The following is a 22,195-nucleotide window of genomic DNA, read 5'->3' as shown; positions in this document are numbered from 1 at the left end:
TTGGTGTGCGCTCCCGGCTAATCCGGCATCCGTGGAGCAACTACCTCGGCATACGGCGAGCATCCATCCCGAAAGCAGCCCGCGTCACCTCCGTGCCAGTGGCTGCTGGCAGGATCTGGGGGTTGCCTTCCTCACAGTTCGCACACTTTGCACTGTGCGATGTGGCCGAATTCGTCGGATCATGGCATGGTGGACACCGAGACCAGGGCCGGACTATTAGGACCTAGCTCATCTACAGAAGGTTTTTGAAATGGCACAGGGTGTTGTTAAGTGGTTCAACGGCGAAAAGGGCTTCGGCTTCATCGCCCAAGACGGAGGCGGCCCGGACGTCTTCGTTCACTACTCCGCGATCGGCGGCTCCGGCTTCAAGTCCCTCGAAGAGGGCCAGCGCGTGGAGTTCGAGGTCGGTCAGGGTCAGAAGGGCCCCCAGGCTCAGGACGTTCGCGCCATCTGATTCTGCGCTGACCAGCGTACGAATGTGAAGCTCCGCACCAGTTGGTGCGGAGTTTCTGCTATCCGGGGGTAGTCACCGCAGCGCCTCGGCGCGGAAGAACTCGCCGGTGACGGCCATCGACGCGGTGAGATCACGCGGCCCGCGGGAGTTGAATTCCGTGGTGGCCCTGTCGAATTCGGCGTCGATGAACGCCGTGATCAACGCGGGCGGGGCGGCCGAACCCATCTCCCTCGTCTTCGACTTGAGATCGGTCAGTTCGGTGATCGCCGCCACCAGGTCGACCGGCAACTCGCACTCGGCGAGCAGCGTCGGCAGATGCATCGGCGCCACCGCGGCACCCGGATGCTCACGCAACCAGCGCAGCGCCATCGCGGGCCGCAGCGCGTAGAACACCTTCTTCAAACCGCCGTTGCGCTCGAACAGCGCCCACTGGCGCGCGCCCAGGTGCAGGTAGTGCCGAGCGATCCGGTCGCGATCGGCCACCTCCCTCGCCACCTCGCGCAGCCGGGCGCGAAACGCCTCGTCGCCGCGGTAGACGATCGGCGACATCAACCATTCGACGAGCACCGCGTTGCCCGCCACCAGCAGGCGCAGCGCCTTCGCCAGATCCCAGCCGTTCACGTCGAGCAGCCCGATCAGCGGCGTTTCGATCACGTCGCGGGTGCGCCACGGAGACAGGTAGGTCTCCAGGCCGGCCACATAGACGAAACGGCAGTCGTAGTCGGAATCGGGCGAGGGGAAACCCCAAGCACGGCTGCCACTTTCGATCGCCAGACGGATGGACACGTTGTGCTCGGCAGCCACCCGATCGAGCTCTGCCTCGACGGCGGCCACCACGGCCGGGTCCATCGATTCGGGGACGGTGCGCAAGGACATGCGGTGATCGTAGAGCGGTGGGTGCCCAGGGTTCACCCGGTTTTCGGGCAGGGGGGTAAGGGCAGCCGAAGTCCGGGCGACTATCCTGGTCGGCGGTAACTGCCGACCCCCTTTCTTCCCCAGGAGTACCCCACAGTGAGCCAAGCAGGCCGTCCTGTAGTTCTGATCGCCGACAAGCTCGCCCAGTCGACCGTCGACGCACTCGGTGACGGTGTCGAGGTTCGCTGGGTCGACGGACCCGACCGCCCGGCGCTGCTCGCCGCGGTCCCCGAGGCCGACGCACTGCTCGTGCGCTCCGCCACCACCGTCGACGCCGAAGTGCTCGACGCGGGCAAGAAGCTGCAGATCGTCGCCCGGGCCGGCGTCGGCCTCGACAACGTCGACGTGCCCGCCGCCACCGAGCGTGGCGTGATGGTCGTCAACGCGCCGACCTCCAACATCCACACCGCCGCCGAGCACGCCGTCACGCTGCTGCTCTCGGCCGCCCGGCAGATCCCGGCCGCCGACGCGACCCTGCGGGAGAAGACCTGGGCGCGCAGCAAGTTCAACGGTGTCGAGATCTTCGGCAAGACTGTCGGCGTGATCGGCCTCGGCCGCATCGGGCAGCTGTTCGCGCAGCGCCTGGCCGCTTTCGAGACCAAGATCGTCGCGTACGACCCCTACACCTCGCCCGCTCGCGCCGCGCAGCTCGGCATCGAGCTGCTGAGCCTGGAGGAGGTGCTCGAGCGCGCCGACTTCATCTCCATCCACCTGCCGAAGACGCCCGAGACCAAGGGCATGCTCAACGCCGAGACGCTGGCCAAGACCAAGCCGGGCGTCATCATCGTCAACGCCGCCCGTGGTGGGCTGATCGACGAGCAGGCGCTCGCCGACGCCATCAAGTCCGGCCACGTGCGTGCCGCCGGCCTGGACGTGTTCGAGACCGAGCCGTGCACCGACTCGCCGCTGTTCGACCTCCCGCAGGTCGTCGTGACGCCGCACCTCGGCGCCTCGACCTCGGAAGCCCAGGACCGCGCGGGCACCGATGTCGCCAAGTCGGTGCTGCTGTCGCTGGCCGGTGAGTTCGTGCCGGGCGCGGTGAACGTCACCGGTGGCGCCGTGAACGACGAGGTCGCCCCCTGGCTCGACGTCGTCCGCAAGCAGGGCGCGCTGCTCGGCGCCATCGCCAGCGAGCTGCCCGTCAGTGTCGAGGTCCAGGTGCGCGGCGAGCTGTCCGCACAGGACGTCGCCGTGCTGGAGCTGTCCGCGCTGCGCGGTGTGTTCTCGGCGCTGGTCGAGGACCAGGTCACCTTCGTCAACGCCCCGGCGCTGGCCAAGGACCGTGGCATCACCGCCACCGTCACCACCGCGTCGGAGAGCCCCACTCACCGCAGCGTCGTCGACCTGCGCGCTGTGTTCGGCGACGGTTCGACCCTGAACGTGGCTGGCACCCTGACCGAGCCCAACCTGGTCGAGAAGATCGTCAACATCAACGGCCGCAACTACGACATGCGCGCCGAGGGCCTGAACCTGGCCGTGCTGAACTACAGCGACAAGCCGGGTGCGCTGGGCAAGATCGGCACCCTGCTGGGCGAGGCCGAGATCGACATCCTGGCCGCGCAGCTGAGCCAGGACGTGGACGCCGAAGGCGCCACCGTGGTGCTGCGCGTCAACGCCGAGGTGTCCGCCGAGGTGCAGACCGCGATCGCCGAGGCCGTCGGCGCCTCGAAGGTCGTCCTGGTCGACCTGGCCTGAGTTGTTTCGTCCCGGTACAGCCGGGACATCGGCAGCTGCGCGCCGTCACCTCACGGTGGCGGCGCGCACCTGTATCCCGGCGCGGCACGGTCCGCCCCGACTTCGAACGGAGCTAGTTCATGAAACTCGCAGTAATCGCCGGTGACGGCATCGGTCCCGAGGTCATCGCCGAGGCGCTCAAGGTGCTCGACGTGGTGGTGCCCGGTGTGGACAAGACCGAGTACGACCTGGGCGCCGCGCGCTACCACCGCACCGGGGAGATCCTGCCGGAGTCGGTGCTGCCCGAGCTCAAGCAGCACGACGCGATTCTGCTCGGCGCGATCGGCGATCCGTCGGTGCCCAGCGGCGTGCTCGAGCGTGGACTGCTGCTCAAGACCCGTTTCGCGCTGGATCACCACGTGAACCTGCGTCCGTCGAAGCTGCACGCGGGCGTCACCAGCCCCCTGTCGGGCAACCCGGACATCGACTTCGTGGTCGTGCGTGAGGGCACCGAGGGCCCGTACACCGGCACCGGTGGCGCGATCCGCGTCGGCACCCCGCACGAGGTGGCGACCGAGGTCTCCAACAACACCCGCTTCGGCATCGAGCGTGTGGTGCGCTACGCCTTCGCCACCGCGCGGGCCCGTCGCAAGCACCTCACCCTGGTGCACAAGAACAATGTGCTCGCCTTCGCCGGTTCGCTGTGGCAGCGCACCGTCGACGAGGTCGCGGTCGAATTCCCGGATGTGACCACGGCGTATCAGCACATCGACGCCGCCACTATCCACATGGTGACCGATCCGGGCCGCTTCGATGTGATCGTCACCGACAACCTGTTCGGCGACATCATCACCGACCTCGCCGCCGCCGTCAGCGGTGGCATCGGTCTGGCCGCCTCGGGCAATATCGACGCCTCGGGTGTGAACCCGTCGATGTTCGAGCCGGTCCACGGCAGTGCCCCCGATATCGCGGGTCAGTCCAAGGCCGATCCGACCGCCGCCATCCTCTCGGTCTCGTTGCTGCTCAACCACCTCGGCAACACCGAGGGCGCGGCGCGCATCGAATCCGCCGTCGCCAAGGACCTGGCCTCGCGCACCGGCACCGCGTCCACCGTGGAGGTCGGCGACCGCATCGCGGCCATCGTGTAGGACAACTCGACGGGGAAGGGCCTGCACCGGTGCTCGATGGTGCAGGCCCTTCCAGGTTTCGGGTGATTGGTCGCTGAATCTGTACGCGACTCGACGGTGGTGTCTATCCCGGACCGTGGTGATTAGACTGATCACATCGTGGCGTGTCCAGTCGGGCGGTCAGGCAGATGAAGGGTGGAAGGCCCCAGATCGGGAGGCGAGATGACGGTTGACCGCGCTGTCGGTGACAGCGGCTTCGGCCCCTACACTGTGCTCGATCTGCACGACCTGTCGGAGGACGGCAAAGGGTTCGAACTCGAGGACGGGTGGTTGGTCGAGGTGGCTGCGGGGGCTCGGCACAACTGGATCGCGCACCGGCTGGCTCAAATAGTGCGAGGCGCACTGCCCAACGACTCACTGGTAGTCCTCGACGGCGGTGAGTGGGAGATCAGCACCCCTTCCGGTGTACGGAAGCCTGACGTTCTCATCGTTCCTCGTGACGTCGCACGATCGGTGATCGTGGACGAGGTGCCGAAAATTCTTCCAGGACTCGACGTCTTGCTCGTTGTCGAGGTGGTCTCGCCGGGCAGCGGGAGCGAACGTACCGATCGGGTGCGAAAAGTCGGTGAATATGCGGCGCTCGGGATTCCCGAATATTGGATCGTGGAGCATCGGCCCAGCATTCGAGTCATCCGGCTGCTGCTCGATGCGGGCGCAGGTACCTATCGTGCCGATCCGGCGGTCGGATCCGGCTCGATGTTCGACGCAGTGTTGCGGGGAGACAGCGATGTTCGATTGTCCTTCGATCCCGAACAGCTGATCGACTTCTGACAGCCCGGCAACAAGGCTCGCTTCGGCTGAATGCCGGAGCGAGCCTTTGCCGTTGGTGGCGCGGATCGAATTGTGTCCGGTGAGTGGGTGATACGGCTACTCGACTGTCCCGGAACGTAATTCGCGGGCAGGGGTGCGAGCAGGGTAGGGGCGCCGTGTCTCGATGAACCAGACTGCCGTGCTGTTACTTTCGGGATTCTCTGGGTACCAAGGGCACCGCCGCCACTGCGGCGACCGCCGCCAAGGCGTAGACCACGGGGAAGCCGGTCGCCGTGATCACCGCACCGAAAAGTGGTGGGACGGCGGCTATCGCGAGGTTCTGGCCGGTGTTCTGGATGCCGAGGCCGCGACCGCTCCAGAAGGGGCCGGCGATCTCGGCCACGGCTGTGAACGCCAAACCGTTGTCGGACACCGAGATCACCGACGCCGCGACCATCAACGGGACGGCGGCCCACCACCAGTCGGTCCAGGCGGTGACGGTCAGGGCGGCCATGGCGAGGGCGGCGGCGATGGCTACCTGACGCAGGGGGCCCAGGCGGGAGCCGACTCGGTCCGACCAGGCTCCCGCGCCGATTCTGCCTGCGGCGCCCAGGAATTGGGTGGCGGTCATCAAGGCGCCCGCCGCGGCCAGTGACCAACCCAGGTCGACGTGGAGCCACAGCAGGCCGAAGGTCCACAGTGTGGCCTGGGGGACGACCAGCAGGATCGAGACGCCGTGGATGCGCCACAGGGTGGAGTCGCCGCGATAGGGATTGGCGCGGTCGGCGGCCTTCGCGGCCGGTCGCGGTGGGTCGATGATGCCGACCAGGCAGCCGATCGCGGCGACCCCGGCCATCAGGGCCGGTACCAGCAGCGCTGCGGGGATGCCGTGGTGCGCGGCCACCCACGGGATGGTGAGCGCGCCGATGCCGACGCCCAGTGGCTGCGCGGTCTGGCGAATACCCATGGCCAGGCCACGCCGGTCCGGCGGGAACCAGCCGACGATCACCCGGCCACTGGCGCCGTTGGAGCTGGCGGCGCCGATGCCGCCCACGAACAGCAGCGCACCGAACGCGACCGGGTTGTCCACCACGGCCGCGGCGACGCCTGCCACGAACATCAGCAGGGTCCCCGCCACCAGCACGATGCGTTCGCCGATCCGGTCGACCACGTACCCCCAGGCGATCAGGGTGCAGACCAGACCTACGGTCGGCAATGCCACCAGGGCTCCGGCGGACGCGAGTGAATCGCCACGAGCGGTGAGCGCGGGCAGCAGGAACGGGGTGCCGTGGATGAAGATCGAACTCGAGGTCTGCGCGAAGACACCGAGGGCGAGCATCATCCAGCGTCTGCCGTCACCGATCCGCGTCACTGGGGCCATCGGCCGCGTGTCTGTCACGATTCTCACCTCGCCGGATTGCACGATTGCATCTCATTATCTGAGATTGATGTCTCATTTTTTGAACTTCGATGATCACGCTACACCGGTGACCCGTGGAATTTCCGCACCGGCGAGGTGTCTGACGGGTCACATCGGCGCACGCGCGAATCCCGCAGGCGGGCAGTGGCTTCGAATCACACCGGTGTGATCTTTCCCGCACTTCCACCGGGCGGCTATCGAGCGATCGGTGTCGCATCACGGGTGCGTTCGGGCAGGTAGCCCCGTCTCGATAGACTCCGGGGCATGCGCTTAGGTCGAGTTGCCAGTCCCGATGGAGTCGCTTTCGTCAGCATCGAGGGCGACGGAAGCGATGCCGTCGCCAAGGAGATCGCCGAACATCCGTTCGGCTCGCCGACGTTCACCGGACGGAGCTGGCCGCTGGCCGATATCCGCCTGCTGGCACCGATCCTGGCGAGCAAAGTGATCTGCATCGGGAAGAACTACGCCGCCCACGCGGCCGAAATGGGCGGTGCGGCGCCGGTGGACCCGGTGATCTTCATCAAGCCGAACACCTCGATCATCGGCCCGAACGCATCGATCATCCTGCCGCCCAGCTCTTCTCAGGTCGACTACGAGGGCGAGCTGGCCGTGGTGATCGGCCGTCCGTGCAAGGACGTGGCCGCGGCCAAGGCGTCCGAGGTGATCCTCGGCTACACCATCGCCAACGACGTCACCGCTCGTGACCAGCAGCGCCACGACGGCCAGTGGACCAGGGCGAAGGGTTACGACACGTTCTGCCCGCTCGGCCCGTGGATCGAAACCGCGCTGGATCCAAGCGATCTGGAGATCGTCACCGAGGTCGACGGCGAGGTCCGTCAGCGCAGCCGCACGTCGCTGTTCCTGCACGATATTCCGAAGATCATCGAATGGATCAGCTCGGTGATGACCCTGCTGCCCGGTGACGTGATCCTCACCGGCACACCGGAAGGCGTCGGACCGCTGCAGGCCGGGCAGAACGTGTCGGTCACCGTCGAGGGCATCGGCACCCTCACCAATCCTGTTGCCACCAAGCGCTGAGACCAGCGGAGAAGAGAGTCATGACTGAAGTACGGGTCCGTTTCTGCCCGTCGCCGACCGGCACGCCGCACGTCGGCCTGGTGCGCACGGCGCTGTTCAACTGGGCGTTCGCGCGCCACCACGGCGGCAAATTCGTGTTCCGCATCGAGGACACCGACGCCGCCCGCGATTCCGAGGATTCCTACCGCGCGCTGCTCGACGCGCTGCGCTGGCTGGGGCTCATCTGGGACGAGGGCCCCGAGGTCGGCGGACCCTACGAGCCCTACCGGCAGTCGCTGCGCCGCGATCAGCATCTGGATGTGGTGCGCCGGCTGCTCGAGGCCGGAGAGGCCTATGAGGCATTCTCGACGCCGGAGGAAGTCGAGGCCCGTCATCGCGCCGTCGGCCGCGACCCGAAACTCGGTTACGACAATTTCGATCGCGATCTCAGCGCCGAGCAGATCGCGGCGTACAAAGCCGAGGGTCGCCCCGCCGTGGTCCGCTTGCGGATGCCCGACGAAGATCTCGGATGGAATGATCTGGTTCGCGGCGAAACTACCTTCAAGGCCGGCACCGTCCCCGATTTCGCCCTCACCCGGGGCAATGGTGACCCGCTCTACACGTTGGTGAATCCGGTCGACGACGCGATGATGCGGATCACCCATGTGTTGCGGGGTGAGGATCTGCTCTCCTCGACACCACGTCAGCTCGCGCTGTATGCCGCGCTGCAGCGTATCGGGGTTGCCGAGTTCACGCCCGAGTTCGGGCATCTGCCGTTCGTGATGGGTCAGGGCAACAAGAAACTGTCCAAGCGCGACCCGGAATCGAATCTGTTTCTGCATCGGGACCGCGGATTCATCCCCGAGGGTTTGCTGAATTACCTCGCCCTGCTCGGCTGGAGCATCGGCGAGGACCGCGATGTGTTCTCCATGCTGGAAATGGTCGCGGCTTTCGATATCTCCTCGGTGAATTCGAATCCGGCCCGCTTCGATCAGAAGAAGGCCGACGCGATCAACGCCGAGCAGATTCGCCTTCTCGAGCCCGGCGATTTCGGTCACCGTCTGCGTGAGTTCCTCACCGCGAAGGGCCACATCGGGGCCGAAGTCGACGAGAAGACATTCCTGGTCGCCGCCGAACTCGTGCAGACCCGCATCGTGGTGCTCGGTGACGCGTGGGACCTGCTGAAGTTCCTCTTCGTCGCTCCCGCGGAGTTCGCGATCGACCAGGCGGCGGGCACCAAGAATCTCGGCGCCGAGGCCGACCCCGTGCTCGACGCCGCGATCGCCGCTGTGGAGCCGCTGGGCGAGTGGACCACCCCGGCACTGGAGGAGGCGCTGAAAAAGGCGCTGATCGACGATCTGGGGCTCAAGCCGCGTAAGGCGTTCGCGCCGGTGCGGGTCGCGGTGACGGGTTCGCACATCAGCCCGCCGCTGTACGAGTCGATGGAATTGCTGGGTCGCGAGGCCTCACTCGATCGACTGCGTGCCGCCCGTGGTTGGGCTCCTGCCGCGCAGTAGCTGTGGGAAGCGGGTGCGGCCCTGCGCCGCATCCGCTCCAGCAGGGTCGAAAACGGCCGAAAAGCGGCTTCTGACCAGGCGATTTGTAGTTTACCCCCTAGTGTTTGGTAATCTTCTCATCGCCGCGGAACACGGCCTCGCAACACCGACAACCACTCGGTGGGGATTGCAAGGCCGGGCGTTTCGGTCTTTGGGGTATGGTGTAATTGGCAACACAGCTGTTTCTGGTACAGCCATTCTAGGTTCGAGTCCTGGTACCCCAGCAAGGTTTCACTCTGTGAGATCGTCCTGGCCCCGTCGTCTAGCGGCCTAGGACGCCGCCCTCTCAAGGCGGTAGCGCGGGTTCGAATCCCGTCGGGGCTACAAAGCAAAGTAAGGCCCCCGGTCGAATCCGACCGGGGGCCTTCTTCGTTTCTACAATCGCTTGTGCAATGCCTCGGCGGCCGCGACCAGATCGGCGGCCCAGCGCGCGCCCGGCCTACGGCCCATTCGATCGATCGGCCCCGAGACCGACACGGCGGCCACGATCACCCCGCCCGCATCGCGCACCGGCGCCGACACGCTCGCCACCCCCTGCGCGCGCTCGGCGGCACTCTGCGCCCAGCCGCGCTTGCGCACCTCGGCCAATGCCCGGTCGCCGAACACCGCGTCGGCCAGGACCGTGCGCTGCAACTCGGGATCGGCCCATGCCAGCAACACCTTCGCCGCCGAACCCGCGGTGAGCGGTAGTCGCGAACCGACCGGCACCGTGTCGCGCAGGCCGACGGGCGGCTCCAGCGCGGCGACGCAGACGCGGGCGTGACCGTCGCGGCAGTAGAGCTGGACGCTCTCGCCGGTGATCTCGCGCAGACGGGGCAGAATGGCACCGGCGGCCTCCACCAGTGGATCGGCCGCCCCCGCCGACAACTCGGTGAGCGCGGGCCCCGGCCGCCACAGTCCGTTGCCGTCACGGGCCAGCAGCCGGTGCGTCTCCAGCCCGACCGCCAGCCGATGCGCGGTGGCGCGTGGCAGGCCGGTGCGGGTGCACAGGTCGTTGAGACCGCAGGGCTCGTCGGCGACGGCATAGAGCACCGCCACGGCTTTGTCGAGAACACCGATACCGCTATGCTGTCTCATAGAACGATACTAACGTCTCAAATGCTGAGATACCAAGTATGCCCGTCGAAAGGTGATCAAGCTATGGCCGAGCGCGCTCGCACACTGGCCGAGAAGGTGTGGGAACAGCACGTCGTCGTCACTGGTGAAGGCGATGGTTCCTCCCGTGAACCCGACCTGATCTACATCGATCTGCACCTCGTGCACGAGGTGACCAGTCCGCAGGCCTTCGACGGGCTACGCGCGGCGGGCCGTCCGGTGCGCAGGACCGATCTCACCATCGCCACCGAGGACCACAACGTCCCCACCACCGATATCGACAAGCCGATCGCCGACCCGATCTCGCGCACCCAGGTGGAGACGCTGCGCCGCAACTGCGCCGAATTCGGCGTGCGCCTGCACTCGATGGGCGACGCGGAGCAGGGCATCGTGCACGTGGTCGGTCCGCAGCTGGGTCTCACCCAGCCCGGCATGACCGTCGTCTGCGGTGACAGCCACACCTCCACCCACGGCGCTTTCGGCGCGCTGGCGATGGGCATCGGCACCAGTGAGGTCGAGCACGTGCTCGCCACCCAGACGCTGTCGCTGCGCCCGTTCAAGACGATGGCGATCACCGTCGACGGTGAATTGGCGCCGGGCGTCACGAGCAAGGACCTGATCCTGGCCGTGATCGCCGAGATCGGCACGGGCGGCGGCCAGGGTTATGTGCTGGAATACCGCGGCGAGGCGATCCGCAAGCTGTCGATGGAAGCGCGGATGACGATCTGCAACATGTCCATCGAAGCGGGCGCACGCGCCGGCATGATCGGCCCCGACGAGGTGACCTACGAATTCCTGAAGGGCCGCCCGCACGCACCGCAGGGAGCCGACTGGGATGCCGCAGTGGCCTCCTGGGACGCGCTGGTCACCGACGAAGGCGCGCAGTACGACGCCGAGGTCCACATCGACGCGAACACGCTCACCCCGTTCGTCACCTGGGGCACCAATCCCGGCCAGGGCCTGCCGCTGGGCGCGAATGTGCCCGACCCGGCCCAGATCGCCGACGAGAACGAGCGCGAATCCGCCGAGAAGGCCTTGCGCTACATGGACCTGACGCCGGGAATGCCGCTGCGTGAGGTGAGCGTCGACACCGTATTCGTCGGCTCCTGCACCAACGGCCGGATCGAAGATTTGCGCGCGGTGGCCGATGTTTTGAAGGGACGCCAGGTCGCCGAGGGCGTACGAATGCTGGTTGTGCCTGGCTCGATGCGGGTGCGCGCGCAGGCGGAAAAAGAAGGACTCGGCGAGATTTTCACCGCCGCGGGCGCGGAATGGCGTCAGGCGGGCTGCTCGATGTGCCTGGGTATGAATCCCGATCAGCTCGAACCCGGCCAGCGCTGCGCGTCGACCTCGAACCGCAATTTCGAGGGCAGGCAGGGCAAGGGCGGTCGCACGCACCTGGTCTCGCCGCTGGTCGCGGCCGCCACGGCGGTCCGTGGAACCCTGTCCTCGCCTGCCGATCTGGCCTGAGTCACCGATCACCTACAGATCGAAAGGGAATCGTTATGGAAGCCTTCACCGTTCACAAAGGCATCGGCGTACCGCTGCGCCGGTCCAATGTCGACACCGATCAGATCATCCCCGCCGTTTACCTGAAGCGCGTGACCCGAACGGGTTTCGAGGACGGCTTGTTCGCCGGTTGGCGTGCCGATCCGGAGTTCATTCTCAACACCGAGCCGTACACCCGGGGCAGCGTGCTGGTGGCGGGCCCGGATTTCGGTACCGGTTCTTCGCGTGAGCACGCTGTGTGGGCGCTGTCGGACTACGGCTTTCGGGTGGTCATCTCGTCGCGTTTCGCGGACATCTTCCGTGGAAATGCGGGCAAGGGCGGGCTGTTGGCCGCGCAGATGTCACAGAACGATGTCGAAATGCTCTGGAAGCTGATCGAGGAACAGCCCGGCATCGAATTGGTTGTCGACCTGTCCGCGCGCACCGTCACAGCGGGAACCGTCGTGTTGCCGTTCGATATTGACGACTACACCCGGTGGCGTCTGCTGGAGGGTTTGGACGATGTCGGCCTCACGCTGCGCCGCGCCGACGAGATCAGCGAGTTCGAAAAGGGAAGGCCGTCATGGAAACCCGTGACGCTGCCGGAGCCTATTTCACGGGCGTAATCAGCTGGGGCGCTTAGGGGCGCATCCTGGGCGGCGGTAGCTGGACGTGTGCTAAACCACATGAATTTTGGCGTGGCACATAGACTCTTGCTCAAACTGGGTTTACCGTGGTACCTAGTCGGTCCGACGACGGGCCATTAGTCTGCGGAGGATTCAATGAACAAGGCGGAACTGATCGACGTTCTGACCGAAAAGTTGGGTACGGACAGGCGGACGGCTACCGCGGCTGTCGAGAATGTTGTCGACACCATCGTCCGTGCCGTGCACAAGGGTCAGAGCGTCACCATCACCGGATTCGGTGTGTTCGAACAGCGCAAGCGTGCTCCCCGGGTTGCCCGTAACCCGCGTACCGGTGAAACCGTGAAGGTGAAGGCTACTTCGGTGCCTGCCTTCCGGCCGGGCGCGCAGTTCAAGGCAGTCATCGCGGGTAAGCAGAAGCTGGCCTCGTCCGGGCCTGCCGTCAAGCGGGGCGTGAATGCCCCGGTGGCGGCGAAGAAGGCGGCAGCCAAGAAGACCGCGGCGAAGAAGACCGCGGCCAAGAAGGCCACGCCGTCCAAGGGTCCGGCCAAGACCACGGCCCGTAAGGCCGCCACCAAGGCACCTGCCGCCAAGAAGACCACGGCGGCAAAGAAAGTGACGGCGGCCAAGAAGGCGCCCGCCAAGAAGGTGACGGCGGCCAAGAAGGCTCCTGCCAAGAAGGTGACGGCGGCCAAGACCACGGCCGCCAAGAAGACCACCGCTGCGAAGAAGGCTCCTGCCGCCAAGAAGACTGCTGCTAAGAAGACTGCCGCCCGTCGTGCTCGTTGATCCTGCCGCAGCGGGATCAGGTCGGGGAATGTGCACGTAGGCCGCATCACCCACCACTGGACCGAGAACGGCCCCGGGAATCCCGGGGCCGTTTCGGCTGTTTCCGAGCCGGTCCGGGTGACTCAGGTGGTGACGATTGCCGTCGACAACGAACGGTCCATATGGTCCGCCGCGACCAATCGGTCCGCGACGAACGACAATGCCCAGACGCTGCCCTTGCGATTGCGCGCCGAGGGCAGCGTGAGTCCGCCCTGCTCGGCCAGCCACTGGGTGAGATCGGGAATCACCCCGCCCTGACTACACACGACCGGCACCCCCCGATCTGTTACCAACGACAGAAATCGTTGCCGCGCCGTGCTTTTCGCTGAATCGTAACCTTGCTCGGAAAACATTGGCTCGCAATTGATTTCGGTGTTGAGCTGTTCCGCCAACGGGGTCACGGTTTGGATGCAGCGCAGGGGATCGGCGGAATAGATCTCGGATGCGCCGAACGCCAGCAGATTCGGCGTCAATGCCTTCGCCTGCTGTTCCCCGGCGGCCTCGAGCGGCCGTAACTCGTCGGGTCCGTCGAAGCGGTTGCGCTTGCCCGCCTTGGCGTGGCGCACCAGCAGCACCGTGTTGGTGCGGGCGGGCAGCCGCGCGAAGATCCGCACGATCTGGCGATCCATCGGATACGACAATTGGTCCATCACCCGGGCCAACGGGAACCACCGCAGCTGGTCGACTTCGTCGTTGACGGCGAAGTCGCCGTCGGCCGCCTCGGCGGCCCAGTAGTCGACCCGCTTGAGCTGACGGTGGCCCGGGATCGGGTAGGTGACGTGGCCGAGATAGCGCCCCAGCGTGGCAGCGAGGCCGGTTTCCTCGCCCACCTCGCGCACGGCCGCGACCACCGGGGTCTCGCCGGGATCGAGCTTGCCCTTCGGCAGCGACCAGTCGCCGTATTTCGGCCGGTGGATCACGCCGATCTCCGGGCCGAGCGCGCCCGCACGCCACAGGACCGCCCCCGCGGCATGGATATTGGGCCGTACGCGGGGGTCACGCAACGACGCATCCTTGCTCTGTGCGCTCACGGCTGATCGGGACGACGCCGGCGCATGAGGAAGGCCTGGTGATCACGCACCTGGTCGGCCTCGACATCGGTCGGACTGGCCTGCCAGGTGCCGTCCGGCAGCAGGATCCAGCAGCGGGTCGCCGGATCGAGCGCGGAATCGAACACCTGCGCGAGCTGATCGACGAGTTTGGGATCCTTCACCTGCACCATCACTTCGACGCGGCGGTCGAGATTGCGGTGCATCATGTCGGCGCTGCCGATCCAGGTCTGCTCCTGCGCGCCGAATTCCATGACCCGGGAATGTTCCAGGAACCGGCCGAGGATCGACCGCACCTCGATGTTCTCGCTCAGACCGGGCACACCCGCGCGCAGGCCGCAGATGCCGCGCACCACGATCTGCACCGGCACACCCGCCTGGGAGGCCCGGTAGAGCGCGTCGATGATCTGCTCGTCGACGATCGCGTTGGCCTTGATCCGGATCCGGGCGGCCGCGCCCTGTCCGGCCAGTTCGATCTCGCGATCGATCCGCTCGATGATGCCCGCGCGCACGCCCAGCGGCGCGACCATCAGATTGCGGTAGTCCTCCTTGCGGGAGTAGCCGGTCAGCGAATTGAACAGGTCGGTGAGATCGGCGCCGATCTCCGGTGCGGCGGTGAACAACCCCACGTCCTCGTACAGGCGCGCGGTCTTCGGGTTGTAGTTGCCGGTGCCGATGTGGCAGTAGCGCCGGATCGTGGAACCCTCGCGGCGCACCACCAGGCAGGTCTTGCAGTGGGTCTTCAGACCGACCAGGCCGTAGACCACGTGCACGCCCGCCTGTTCCAGCTCGCGTGCCCATTTGATGTTGGCCTGCTCGTCGAAGCGGGCCTTGATCTCGACCAGCGCGACGACCTGCTTGCCCGCCTCGGCGGCCTCGATCAGCGAATTGATGATGGGGGAGTCACCGGAGGTGCGGTAGAGCGTCTGCTTGATCGCCAGTACCTGCGGGTCGGCCGCGGCCTGTTCGATGAAGCGCTGCACGCTGGTGGAGAAGGAGTCGTAGGGGTGGTGCACCAGCACGTCGCCCTCGCGTAGCGCGGCGAAGACGTTGCGCGGAGTCTCGCGCTCGCCGAAGGCCGCCGGAGTGGCCGGAACATACGGCGCGTCTTTCAGCTCGGGGCGGTCGACACCGTAGACCTGCCACAGGCAGGACAGGTCGAGCAGGCCGGGCACCTGGATCACATCGGCGGGGTCGACCTCGAGCTCACGTAACAGCAGTTCCAGCATGTGCTCGGTCATGTCGTCGGAGACCTCGAGGCGCACCGGCTTGCCGAAGCGGCGGCGGGCGAGTTCGCGCTCCATCGCCTGCAGCAGGTCTTCGTCGCGGTCCTCGTCGACCTCGAAATCGGCGTTGCGGGTGATCCGGAACGAATGCGTCTCCACCACGGTCAGACCGGGGAACAGCAGGTCGAGGTGGGCGGCGATGAGGTCTTCCATCGGCAGGAACGCCGCGATCGCCGACGGCGCGCCGGTGCGGCGTACGCGCACGAAACGGTCGACGTTGTCGGGCACCTTCACGCGGGCGAAGTGCTCACCGCCGGTGCCGGTATCACGCACGGTCACGGCCAGATTCAGGCTCAGGCCGGAGATGTAGGGGAACGGGTGCGCCGGGTCGACGGCGAGCGGTGTGAGGACCGGGAACACCTGGTCGGTGAAGTAGTTCGACAGGCGTTGGCGCTCATCGTCGTCGAGGTCGCTCCAGCCGATGATGTCGATGCCCTCGACGGCCAGCGCCGGGTTCACCGCGTCGATGAACACCTTCGCGTGCCGCTCGGCGAGCTCCTGGGCACGGGCGGTGATCATCTCCAGCTGTTCCGACGGTGAGCGACCATCGGCCGAGCGCACCGACAGGCCGGTCTCGGCACGGCGTTTCAAGCCGGCCACGCGCACCATGTAGAACTCGTCGAGGTTCGACGCGAAGATCGCGAGGAATTTGGCGCGCTCCAGCAACGGCAACGAGGCGTCCTCGGCCAGGGCCAGGACACGGGCGTTGAAGTCGAGCCAGCTCAACTCGCGGTTGAGGTAGCGATCTCTGGGCAACCGCTGCGCGCTCGCGTCACCGCCCGAGGCGAGGGCGGCCGCAGGTGGCGGGGAAATCGGGGGCAGCTGCTTGATGGTTTCCGTATCGCTCACGAGATCAATCATCCCTCGAGGAACGGGCGCCGCGCATCACGACATTGCACGATTCGTTCCGACCGGTCCGATTGTGGCGATCAGCTAGCACACAGTGCGAACGGGATCACTTCTGTGCGATGAGAATCCGAATTCGCGCAGGGTCGAGGTGGTGAATTCGCCGACGCCGAGCGTGCGGACGAGATCGAGATCCTCGGGGGTGTCGACATCGCAGCGCAGGCCCGGCCAGTGCCCGAGCAGCGGCACGGCGCCGTCGTCGCGGTGTGCGCGCGCGGAATCGGCGCCGAAGCGGGGCGACAGCGGTGCGGTGGCGTCGCGGATCAGCAATGCGGCGGTGCCGGTACCGGTGTGATCGATCACCACCGATCGCGCGCTGACGGCGACGGTGAGCACGTCGGCCAGTTCGGACGGGCGGAGAGCGGGCAGGTCGGCCTGCAGCGCGAGCAGCGCGGTGGGTCCGTGGCGATCGCGCACGTGGGCGGCGCCCGCGGCGAGCGCGGTGTTGAGCGGGTCGGCACCGGCCGGTGGCTCATCGAGCACGTGCGCGCCGAGCTCGCGCGCGCGGGCGGCGACCAGCGGATCGGGCGTGACCACGGTCAGCGACGACAGCTCGGGCACCGCGGTGGCGGCAACGGCGGTGTCGGTGAACATGGCGAGCACGAGCTGGGCCCGCTGCTCGGTGCTCAGCACGTTCGCCAGCCTGCTCTTGGCCCGGCCGATGTGTTTGACCGCCATCACGGCGTGCACGGTGTGCATGGTTCCGATCCTTGCATGGCATATTGGGCTGATGACGAGGGCGGCGGTTATGGGTGCGGGGTCGTGGGGTACGGCGTTCGCGAAGGTGTTGGCCGAGGCGGGGACCGACGTGACGATCTGGGCCAGGCGGCCCGAGGTGGCGCAGGCGCTCGATACCGAGCACCGCAATCCGTTCTACCTGCCCGGCGTGCAGTTGCCACCGGTGCGGGGCACCGATGACCATCGGGTCGCGCTGGACGGGGCGGATCTGGTGGTGCTGGCGGTGCCGTCGCAATCGTTGCGGGCCAATCTGGATCTGTGGAAGGGCGATATCGGGTCCGACGCCACGCTGTTGAGTCTGGCCAAGGGGATCGAGACCGGCACGCTGCTGCGGATGAGTCAGGTGATCGCGGAGGTCACCGGGGCCGAGCCGGGACGCATCGCGGTGTTGTCGGGCCCGAATCTGGCGCACGAGATCGTCGAACGGCAGCCCGCGGCGACCGTGATCGCCTGCACCGACACCGAGCGGGCCGGGGTCGCGCAGCGCGCGTGTGCCACCGGGTACTTCCGGCCGTACACCAATACCGATGTGATCGGCTGCGAGATCGGTGGCGCGTGCAAGAACGTCATCGCGCTCGCCTGCGGCATCGCTTCGGGAATGGGATTGGGCGACAACACGGCGGCCAGCCTGATCACGCGTGGGCTCGCCGAGGTGATCCGGCTCGGGGTGGCGCTGGGCGCGCAGCCGGTGACGCTGGCCGGGCTGGCGGGTGTCGGCGATCTGGTGGCTACCTGTACCTCGCCGCTGTCGCGCAACCGGTCCTTCGGGTACGCGCTCGGTGCGGGCGGCACGATGAGCGCCGCGCAGGAAGCGACCAATGGGCAGGTGGCCGAAGGTGTGAAGTCGTGCACATCGGTGCGGGCCCTGGCCGCCGAGCACGGGGTGGAGATGCCGCTCACCGACGCGGTGCACAGGGTGTGTCATGAGGGGCTATCGGTGAGCGAGGCGGTCGGCAGCCTGCTCGGCAGGCGGATCAAGCCCGAATAAGGGCGATAGCGCCACGGCGGCGAGAACCTACTACGGTGACGTTCATGACGGAACGGATCAGGGTGGCTGTGGTGTTCGGCGGGCGCAGCAGCGAGCACGCCGTCTCGTGCGTGTCGGCGAGCAGTGTGCTGCGCAACCTCGATCCCACCCGCTACGAGGTGGTGCCGATCGGCATCACCCCGACCGGCGGCTGGGTACTGGCCGACGGGATCGGCGAGCTGGCGCTGAGCCACGGCGTGCAACCGCAGGTCGACGCGTCTGGAACCGCCCTCACCCTCGCCGCTGACCCCGGCCGCTCCGGTGCGCTGGTCGCCCTCGACTCGAGCGACGTCCTCGGCAATGTCGACGTCGTGTTCCCGATCCTGCACGGGCCCTTCGGTGAGGACGGCACGTTGCAGGGCATGCTCGAACTGGCCGGGATTCCCTATGTCGGCGCGGGCGTGCTGGCCAGCGCGGCGGGCATGGACAAAGAGTTCACCAAGAAATTGCTGGCCGCCGAATCGCTGCCCGTCGGCGTGCAGGTCGTGCTGCGGCCGGGCACCGAGACCCTGTCCGAGGCCGACCGGACCCGGATCGGCCTTCCTGCCTTCGTGAAGCCCGCGCGCGGTGGCTCCTCGATCGGCATCACCAAGATCACCGATTGGGCCGATCTCGCCGCGGCCATCGCCGCCGCCCGTGCGCACGACCCCAAGGTGATCATCGAAGCGGGCATCGTCGGACGCGAAGTCGAGTGTGGCGTACTGGAATTCGCCGATGGTGAGGTGCGCGGCAGCGTCGTCTCCGAGATCCGCATGCCCGATGCCGACGCGGCCGCACCCGAGTTCTACGACTTCGCCACCAAATACCTCGACGACGTGTGCGAATTCGATGTGCCCGCCAAGCTCGACGACGATGTCGCCGACGAGATCCGGGAGCTGTCGGTGCGGGCGTTCCGCGCGCTCGACTGCCAGGGGCTGGCGCGGGTCGACTTCTTCGTCACCGAGAACGGTCCGGTGATCAACGAGATCAACACGATGCCCGGCTTCACGCCGATCTCGCAGTACCCGCGGATGTGGGAAGCGACCGGTATCGACTACCCGACGCTGGTGTCGACGCTGATCGAGACGGCGCTCGCGCGCGGAACCGGGCTGCGGTAGTCCTGTTCGGCCGCAGGGCTTTCGGCGGAGTTGTGCGCGAAAGCCCACGGCACCAGTCTGTTAGCTCAGAGTTCGCCCGGAGTCGGTTCGCGGGCAGGCAGATTCGCGTTGATGATGTCGGACACGGTCTGCACCGCGCTGGTGCCGGAGCCGTCGGGGACGGTCAGCGCGATGTAGGTCTCGCGGTCGACGGCGAACCAGGTGCCGGTCTTGCCGACCTCGTCGCGGACCTGAAACCACTTCACGCCGTCGATCACCGTCAACGGTGACGCGCGGTTGAACTCGAGGGGGCGGTCGAGGCCGCAGCGCAGCGTGATCGGATCGCCGCCGTCGGGGAGCTGCCAGGCGCGGGTGGCCGGCGGGGCGGGTTCGACGAGGGTCGACTTGGTGTAGTCGCCGAGCTCGGCGGGCAGGGCCGGGAGCAGTGTTTGACAGGCGGGGCCGTCGGCGGCGGGGGCCGGGACCGGGCCGAGGGCGAGGGGCTCGCGTTCGACGGGGGCGCGCAGGGCGATGAAGGCGGCGACCAGGACGGCGACGATCAAGACGACGGGCAGGGCGACCGCGGTGGCGATCAGCGCGGGAGAGTGGTGTGACTCGAGGTCGGCATCGTCGGAGTCCTCGTCCTCGTCCTCGTCGTCGGACTCCGAATCGCCCGCGTCCCTGTCTGTGTCGGCGGCGAGGCTCGGCTCGGCGGCGGGTTCCGGGTGGGCGCCTTCGCCGGACGACGGTGTGTCGTCGGACGTCGGCTCGTCGCCGGACGATTTCGCGTCGGCAGCGGCGGTGTCGTCGGGAGTGGTCGCCTCGTCGCGATCCTCCGGTGTCGAGTCCGCCATAGCTGTGTGGTCCTTCCGTTCGCTGGTTCGCCTGCGCCGTCGGTGGTGCCCGATCGCCTCCGAAAGGGTACCGTCGGGGCGATTTCGTCGGTCAGCAGCACAGCGGGAAGGGGTCGGTCATCAGCGAGGACAGCCGTCCGCAGACGGTGCGTGAGCTGGGCGAATTCGCCTTGATCGACCGGATCAACGCCGGTCGGGAGCAGGCCGCGCACGTGCTGCTCGGCCCCGGTGACGACGCCGCGCTGGTCGCGGCGCCCGATGGGCGGTTCGTGGTGAGCACCGACATGCTCGTCGAAGGCAGACACTTCCGCCTCGACTGGTCCTCGCCCGTCGACATCGGCCGCAAGGCCATCGCCCAGAACGCCGCCGATGTGGTGGCGATGGGCGCGCGGCCTACCGCGTTCGTGGTCGCGCTCGGCTGCCCGGCCGACACCCCCGTGTCCGTGGTCGAAGGGATCGCCGACGGGATGTGGATCGAGGCCGGCCGCGCCGGGGGGTCCATCGCGGGCGGCGACCTGGTGCGCAGCGATCAGCTGATCGTCTCGGTGACCGCGTTCGGCGACCTCGGCGGACAGCCCGCGATCACCCGCTCGGGCGCGGTGGCCGGTGACATCGTCGCGGTGGCAGGCGAACTCGGCTGGTCCGGCGCCGGGCTGGCCGTCCTGACCGGCGGCGCGGACCTCGCCGATCCCGAGTTCACCTATGCCCTTGCGACACATCGTGTTCCGCAGCCGCCGTACGCGGCGGTGATCGACGCGTTCGGCGCGCACCCCCCGACCGCCCTCACCGATGTCTCCGACGGACTGCTCGCCGACCTCGGGCATCTCGCCGCCGCCTCGAACGTCGCGATCGACGTGCACAGCGCGGCACTGACCGACCCCGAACTGGCGGCCCTCGCGACATTGCTCGATGCCGATGCCGCGCAATGGATTCTGGCCGGCGGCGAAGACCACGCCTTCGCCGGAACCTGGCCGGCCGAGGTGGCGCTCCCCGCGGGCTGGCGGCCGATCGGCGTAGTAACCGCAGGCAGTGGCGTCACCGTCGACGGCGTGACACCCACCGGCGGCACCGGCTGGGAATCGTTCCGTGGGGCGGACGCCACGCCCACCGACGGCGAACGATAGGTTGTGCGGTCATGGGTGCCAAACCACTGTCGGAGATCATCGATCCGGGCTGGGCCCGGGCACTGGAGCCGGTCACCGACCGCATCAGCGAAATGGGCGAATTCCTTCGCGAAGAGAACGCGGCGGGCCGCGGCTATCTTCCCGAAGGGGAGAACGTGCTGCGCGCGTTCCAGCGCCCGTTCGACGCGGTGCGCGTGCTGATCGTCGGCCAGGATCCGTACCCGACACCGGGCCACGCGATGGGGCTGAGTTTCTCTGTCACACCGCAGGTTTCGCCGGTTCCACGCAGCTTGTCCAACATCTTCGCCGAATACAGCAAGGATCTCGGCTTCGATACGCCGACCTGCGGAGACCTGAGCCCCTGGTCGGATCAGGGTGTGCTGCTGCTGAACCGGGTACTCACCGTCACCCCCGGCGCGCCCGCCTCGCACCGGGGCAAGGGCTGGGAAGCGGTCACCGAGCAGGCGATCCGGGCGCTGGTCGCCCGTGACGAGCCGCTCGTGGCGGTGCTGTGGGGCAACGACGCCCGCTCACTGAAGCCCACACTGGTCGACGCCGAGGTGCCCTACGTCGAATCGGCGCACCCCTCACCGCTTTCCGCCTCGCGCGGGTTCTTCGGTTCACGACCGTTCTCCCGGGTCAACGAACTGCTCGACGAACTCGGCGCCGACCCCGTCGACTGGCGGCTGCCCTGACCCGGGGCGTCGCCCGCACCAGAAGAGAATGATGAAGGAGCACAACCCGATGCACATCTCCACCGTTCGCGCTGCCCTCGCGACCGCCGCCGTCGCCGCCGCCATCACCGCGGGCGCGGGCTCGGCCACCGCCGCAGGCCTGCAGCTCGAGCCCTACAACGAGCAGGCCGCACCGGTGGCCACCACCCAGGTCGGCGAGGAATGGACCTCCACCGGCACCTCGACCATCTCCTCGGGCGTGAACGCGAAGGTGACCTGCCTGCTGCAGAACACCTTCAGCGCCCTCGGCGCTGCTTGTTAGAGCGGCTGGCGCCGCGGGGTTTTCGGCCCTGAGGGCCTCGCATCCGAAGGGCGATACTGCGCCTTGGGGGGTACGGAAAGCCCAAAGGGTTGGAGGCGGGCCGAAAAACCG

21 protein-coding genes and 2 tRNA genes are annotated in these 22,195 nt (G+C 67.4%); 16 read left to right on the top strand and 7 right to left on the bottom strand.

Annotated elements, in window-relative coordinates:
* Positions 1 to 250: 250 nt before the first annotated feature.
* Positions 251 to 454, top strand: a complete 204-nt coding sequence (locus ACWFRF_RS28450; RefSeq protein ID WP_056812000.1) for a cold-shock protein — start codon at positions 251 to 253, stop codon at positions 452 to 454.
* Positions 455 to 526: 72 nt separating this feature from the next.
* Here the strand turns inward: ACWFRF_RS28450 and ACWFRF_RS28445 are convergent, their stop codons facing one another.
* The gene (locus ACWFRF_RS28445; RefSeq protein ID WP_452453119.1) at positions 527 to 1,330 is read right to left on the bottom strand and encodes a nucleotidyltransferase domain-containing protein; all 804 of its coding nucleotides are present in this window, start codon (positions 1,328 to 1,330) and stop codon (positions 527 to 529) included.
* Positions 1,331 to 1,465: 135 nt separating this feature from the next.
* Between ACWFRF_RS28445 and serA the strand changes: the two genes are divergently transcribed.
* The 3 genes from serA to ACWFRF_RS28430 all read left to right on the top strand — a co-directional run bounded on the left by serA (position 1,466) and on the right by ACWFRF_RS28430 (position 5,001).
* A complete protein-coding gene (serA, locus tag ACWFRF_RS28440; protein ID WP_378626296.1) occupies positions 1,466 to 3,064 on the top strand; it encodes a phosphoglycerate dehydrogenase in 1,599 nt (532 codons plus the stop codon).
* A 119-nt stretch (positions 3,065 to 3,183) separates the two neighbouring features.
* Positions 3,184 to 4,191 carry a 3-isopropylmalate dehydrogenase gene (locus tag ACWFRF_RS28435; RefSeq protein WP_387442084.1) on the top strand — a complete coding sequence of 336 codons (1,008 nt, stop codon included), beginning with the start codon at positions 3,184 to 3,186 and terminating at the stop codon, positions 4,189 to 4,191.
* Between the two features lie 201 nt (positions 4,192 to 4,392).
* Entirely contained in the window at positions 4,393 to 5,001 is a 609-nt protein-coding gene (locus tag ACWFRF_RS28430) for a Uma2 family endonuclease (protein WP_378992112.1), read from the top strand.
* Positions 5,002 to 5,185: 184 nt separating this feature from the next.
* On the opposite strand, the gene ACWFRF_RS28425 is transcribed toward ACWFRF_RS28430, so the two are convergent.
* Positions 5,186 to 6,361: an MFS transporter gene (locus ACWFRF_RS28425; RefSeq protein ID WP_378992391.1), complete on the bottom strand. Its 1,176-nt coding sequence runs from the start codon at positions 6,359 to 6,361 to the stop codon at positions 5,186 to 5,188.
* Between the two features lie 303 nt (positions 6,362 to 6,664).
* Here ACWFRF_RS28425 and ACWFRF_RS28420 point away from each other — a divergent pair, with 303 nt between their 5' ends.
* From ACWFRF_RS28420 to ACWFRF_RS28405, 4 genes are all read left to right on the top strand, one after another.
* Positions 6,665 to 7,438 carry a fumarylacetoacetate hydrolase family protein gene (locus ACWFRF_RS28420; protein ID WP_378626299.1) on the top strand — a complete coding sequence of 258 codons (774 nt, stop codon included), beginning with the start codon at positions 6,665 to 6,667 and terminating at the stop codon, positions 7,436 to 7,438.
* A gap of 20 nt (positions 7,439 to 7,458) precedes the next feature.
* The gene (gene gltX, locus ACWFRF_RS28415; protein WP_379221351.1) at positions 7,459 to 8,934 is read left to right on the top strand and encodes a glutamate--tRNA ligase; all 1,476 of its coding nucleotides are present in this window, start codon (positions 7,459 to 7,461) and stop codon (positions 8,932 to 8,934) included.
* 191 nt (positions 8,935 to 9,125) lie between these two features.
* Positions 9,126 to 9,197, top strand: a tRNA-Gln gene (locus ACWFRF_RS28410).
* A gap of 27 nt (positions 9,198 to 9,224) precedes the next feature.
* Positions 9,225 to 9,297: transfer RNA gene (locus ACWFRF_RS28405), tRNA-Glu, on the top strand.
* Positions 9,298 to 9,348: 51 nt separating this feature from the next.
* Here ACWFRF_RS28405 and ACWFRF_RS28400 read toward each other — a convergent pair.
* Positions 9,349 to 10,050: an IclR family transcriptional regulator gene (locus tag ACWFRF_RS28400; RefSeq protein ID WP_101466364.1), complete on the bottom strand. Its 702-nt coding sequence runs from the start codon at positions 10,048 to 10,050 to the stop codon at positions 9,349 to 9,351.
* Positions 10,051 to 10,113: 63 nt separating this feature from the next.
* Here ACWFRF_RS28400 and leuC point away from each other — a divergent pair, with 63 nt between their 5' ends.
* From leuC to ACWFRF_RS28385, 3 genes are all read left to right on the top strand, one after another.
* Positions 10,114 to 11,538, top strand: a complete 1,425-nt coding sequence (gene leuC / locus ACWFRF_RS28395) for a 3-isopropylmalate dehydratase large subunit (RefSeq protein WP_378992116.1) — start codon at positions 10,114 to 10,116, stop codon at positions 11,536 to 11,538.
* A 35-nt stretch (positions 11,539 to 11,573) separates the two neighbouring features.
* Positions 11,574 to 12,182: a 3-isopropylmalate dehydratase small subunit gene (gene leuD, locus ACWFRF_RS28390; RefSeq protein WP_378626302.1), complete on the top strand. Its 609-nt coding sequence runs from the start codon at positions 11,574 to 11,576 to the stop codon at positions 12,180 to 12,182.
* A 156-nt stretch (positions 12,183 to 12,338) separates the two neighbouring features.
* The gene (locus ACWFRF_RS28385; RefSeq protein ID WP_358105333.1) at positions 12,339 to 12,989 is read left to right on the top strand and encodes an HU family DNA-binding protein; all 651 of its coding nucleotides are present in this window, start codon (positions 12,339 to 12,341) and stop codon (positions 12,987 to 12,989) included.
* A gap of 122 nt (positions 12,990 to 13,111) precedes the next feature.
* On the opposite strand, the gene ACWFRF_RS28380 is transcribed toward ACWFRF_RS28385, so the two are convergent.
* From ACWFRF_RS28380 to cofC, 3 genes are all read right to left on the bottom strand, one after another.
* On the bottom strand, positions 13,112 to 14,032 hold the full coding sequence (locus ACWFRF_RS28380; protein WP_452453115.1) for an NUDIX hydrolase: 921 nt from the start codon (positions 14,030 to 14,032) through the stop codon (positions 13,112 to 13,114).
* A 23-nt stretch (positions 14,033 to 14,055) separates the two neighbouring features.
* Positions 14,056 to 16,224, bottom strand: a complete 2,169-nt coding sequence (locus tag ACWFRF_RS28375) for an RNA degradosome polyphosphate kinase (protein WP_378992119.1) — start codon at positions 16,222 to 16,224, stop codon at positions 14,056 to 14,058.
* A 72-nt stretch (positions 16,225 to 16,296) separates the two neighbouring features.
* On the bottom strand, positions 16,297 to 16,968 hold the full coding sequence (cofC, locus tag ACWFRF_RS28370; RefSeq protein ID WP_378992120.1) for a 2-phospho-L-lactate guanylyltransferase: 672 nt from the start codon (positions 16,966 to 16,968) through the stop codon (positions 16,297 to 16,299).
* Positions 16,969 to 16,999: 31 nt separating this feature from the next.
* Between cofC and ACWFRF_RS28365 the strand changes: the two genes are divergently transcribed.
* Positions 17,000 to 17,995, top strand: a complete 996-nt coding sequence (locus tag ACWFRF_RS28365; protein WP_378992122.1) for an NAD(P)H-dependent glycerol-3-phosphate dehydrogenase — start codon at positions 17,000 to 17,002, stop codon at positions 17,993 to 17,995.
* A 44-nt stretch (positions 17,996 to 18,039) separates the two neighbouring features.
* Positions 18,040 to 19,131 carry a D-alanine--D-alanine ligase family protein gene (locus ACWFRF_RS28360; RefSeq protein ID WP_452453112.1) on the top strand — a complete coding sequence of 364 codons (1,092 nt, stop codon included), beginning with the start codon at positions 18,040 to 18,042 and terminating at the stop codon, positions 19,129 to 19,131.
* Between the two features lie 65 nt (positions 19,132 to 19,196).
* Here the strand turns inward: ACWFRF_RS28360 and ACWFRF_RS28355 are convergent, their stop codons facing one another.
* Complete coding sequence (locus ACWFRF_RS28355; RefSeq protein WP_452453110.1) at positions 19,197 to 19,964, bottom strand: DUF3515 domain-containing protein; 768 nt, start codon at positions 19,962 to 19,964, stop codon at positions 19,197 to 19,199.
* Positions 19,965 to 20,083: 119 nt separating this feature from the next.
* On the opposite strand from ACWFRF_RS28355, the gene ACWFRF_RS28350 reads away from it, so the two are divergent.
* The 3 genes from ACWFRF_RS28350 to ACWFRF_RS28340 are packed head-to-tail and all read left to right on the top strand — an operon-like array spanning position 20,084 to position 22,084.
* Positions 20,084 to 21,088 carry a thiamine-phosphate kinase gene (locus tag ACWFRF_RS28350; RefSeq protein ID WP_452453340.1) on the top strand — a complete coding sequence of 335 codons (1,005 nt, stop codon included), beginning with the start codon at positions 20,084 to 20,086 and terminating at the stop codon, positions 21,086 to 21,088.
* Between the two features lie 11 nt (positions 21,089 to 21,099).
* A complete protein-coding gene (locus tag ACWFRF_RS28345) occupies positions 21,100 to 21,783 on the top strand; it encodes a uracil-DNA glycosylase (RefSeq protein WP_358064032.1) in 684 nt (227 codons plus the stop codon).
* 49 nt (positions 21,784 to 21,832) lie between these two features.
* Positions 21,833 to 22,084 (top strand): hypothetical protein, encoded by a 252-nt coding sequence (locus ACWFRF_RS28340; protein ID WP_266291645.1) that lies wholly within the window; start codon positions 21,833 to 21,835, stop codon positions 22,082 to 22,084.
* The last annotated feature ends 111 nt before the right edge of the window (positions 22,085 to 22,195 follow it).

It is taken from the genome of Nocardia sp. NPDC055165 (assembly GCF_053606985.1).
This window is presented reverse-complemented; position numbering and strand designations above follow the sequence as displayed.

Coding starts and splice junctions, on each gene's coding strand:
- ACWFRF_RS28450 (WP_056812000.1), top strand. CDS start 251: ATGGCACAGGGTGTTGTTAAGTGGTTCAACGGCGAAAAGGGCTTCGGC.
- ACWFRF_RS28445 (WP_452453119.1), bottom strand. CDS start 1,330: ATGTCCTTGCGCACCGTCCCCGAATCGATGGACCCGGCCGTGGTGGCC.
- ACWFRF_RS28435 (WP_387442084.1), top strand. CDS start 3,184: ATGAAACTCGCAGTAATCGCCGGTGACGGCATCGGTCCCGAGGTCATC.
- ACWFRF_RS28430 (WP_378992112.1), top strand. CDS start 4,393: ATGACGGTTGACCGCGCTGTCGGTGACAGCGGCTTCGGCCCCTACACT.
- ACWFRF_RS28425 (WP_378992391.1), bottom strand. CDS start 6,361: ATGGCCCCAGTGACGCGGATCGGTGACGGCAGACGCTGGATGATGCTC.
- ACWFRF_RS28420 (WP_378626299.1), top strand. CDS start 6,665: ATGCGCTTAGGTCGAGTTGCCAGTCCCGATGGAGTCGCTTTCGTCAGC.
- gltX (WP_379221351.1), top strand. CDS start 7,459: ATGACTGAAGTACGGGTCCGTTTCTGCCCGTCGCCGACCGGCACGCCG.
- ACWFRF_RS28400 (WP_101466364.1), bottom strand. CDS start 10,050: ATGAGACAGCATAGCGGTATCGGTGTTCTCGACAAAGCCGTGGCGGTG.
- leuC (WP_378992116.1), top strand. CDS start 10,114: ATGGCCGAGCGCGCTCGCACACTGGCCGAGAAGGTGTGGGAACAGCAC.
- leuD (WP_378626302.1), top strand. CDS start 11,574: ATGGAAGCCTTCACCGTTCACAAAGGCATCGGCGTACCGCTGCGCCGG.
- ACWFRF_RS28385 (WP_358105333.1), top strand. CDS start 12,339: ATGAACAAGGCGGAACTGATCGACGTTCTGACCGAAAAGTTGGGTACG.
- ACWFRF_RS28375 (WP_378992119.1), bottom strand. CDS start 16,224: ATGATTGATCTCGTGAGCGATACGGAAACCATCAAGCAGCTGCCCCCG.
- cofC (WP_378992120.1), bottom strand. CDS start 16,968: ATGCACACCGTGCACGCCGTGATGGCGGTCAAACACATCGGCCGGGCC.
- ACWFRF_RS28365 (WP_378992122.1), top strand. CDS start 17,000: ATGACGAGGGCGGCGGTTATGGGTGCGGGGTCGTGGGGTACGGCGTTC.
- ACWFRF_RS28360 (WP_452453112.1), top strand. CDS start 18,040: ATGACGGAACGGATCAGGGTGGCTGTGGTGTTCGGCGGGCGCAGCAGC.
- ACWFRF_RS28355 (WP_452453110.1), bottom strand. CDS start 19,964: ATGGCGGACTCGACACCGGAGGATCGCGACGAGGCGACCACTCCCGAC.
- ACWFRF_RS28345 (WP_358064032.1), top strand. CDS start 21,100: ATGGGTGCCAAACCACTGTCGGAGATCATCGATCCGGGCTGGGCCCGG.
- ACWFRF_RS28340 (WP_266291645.1), top strand. CDS start 21,833: ATGCACATCTCCACCGTTCGCGCTGCCCTCGCGACCGCCGCCGTCGCC.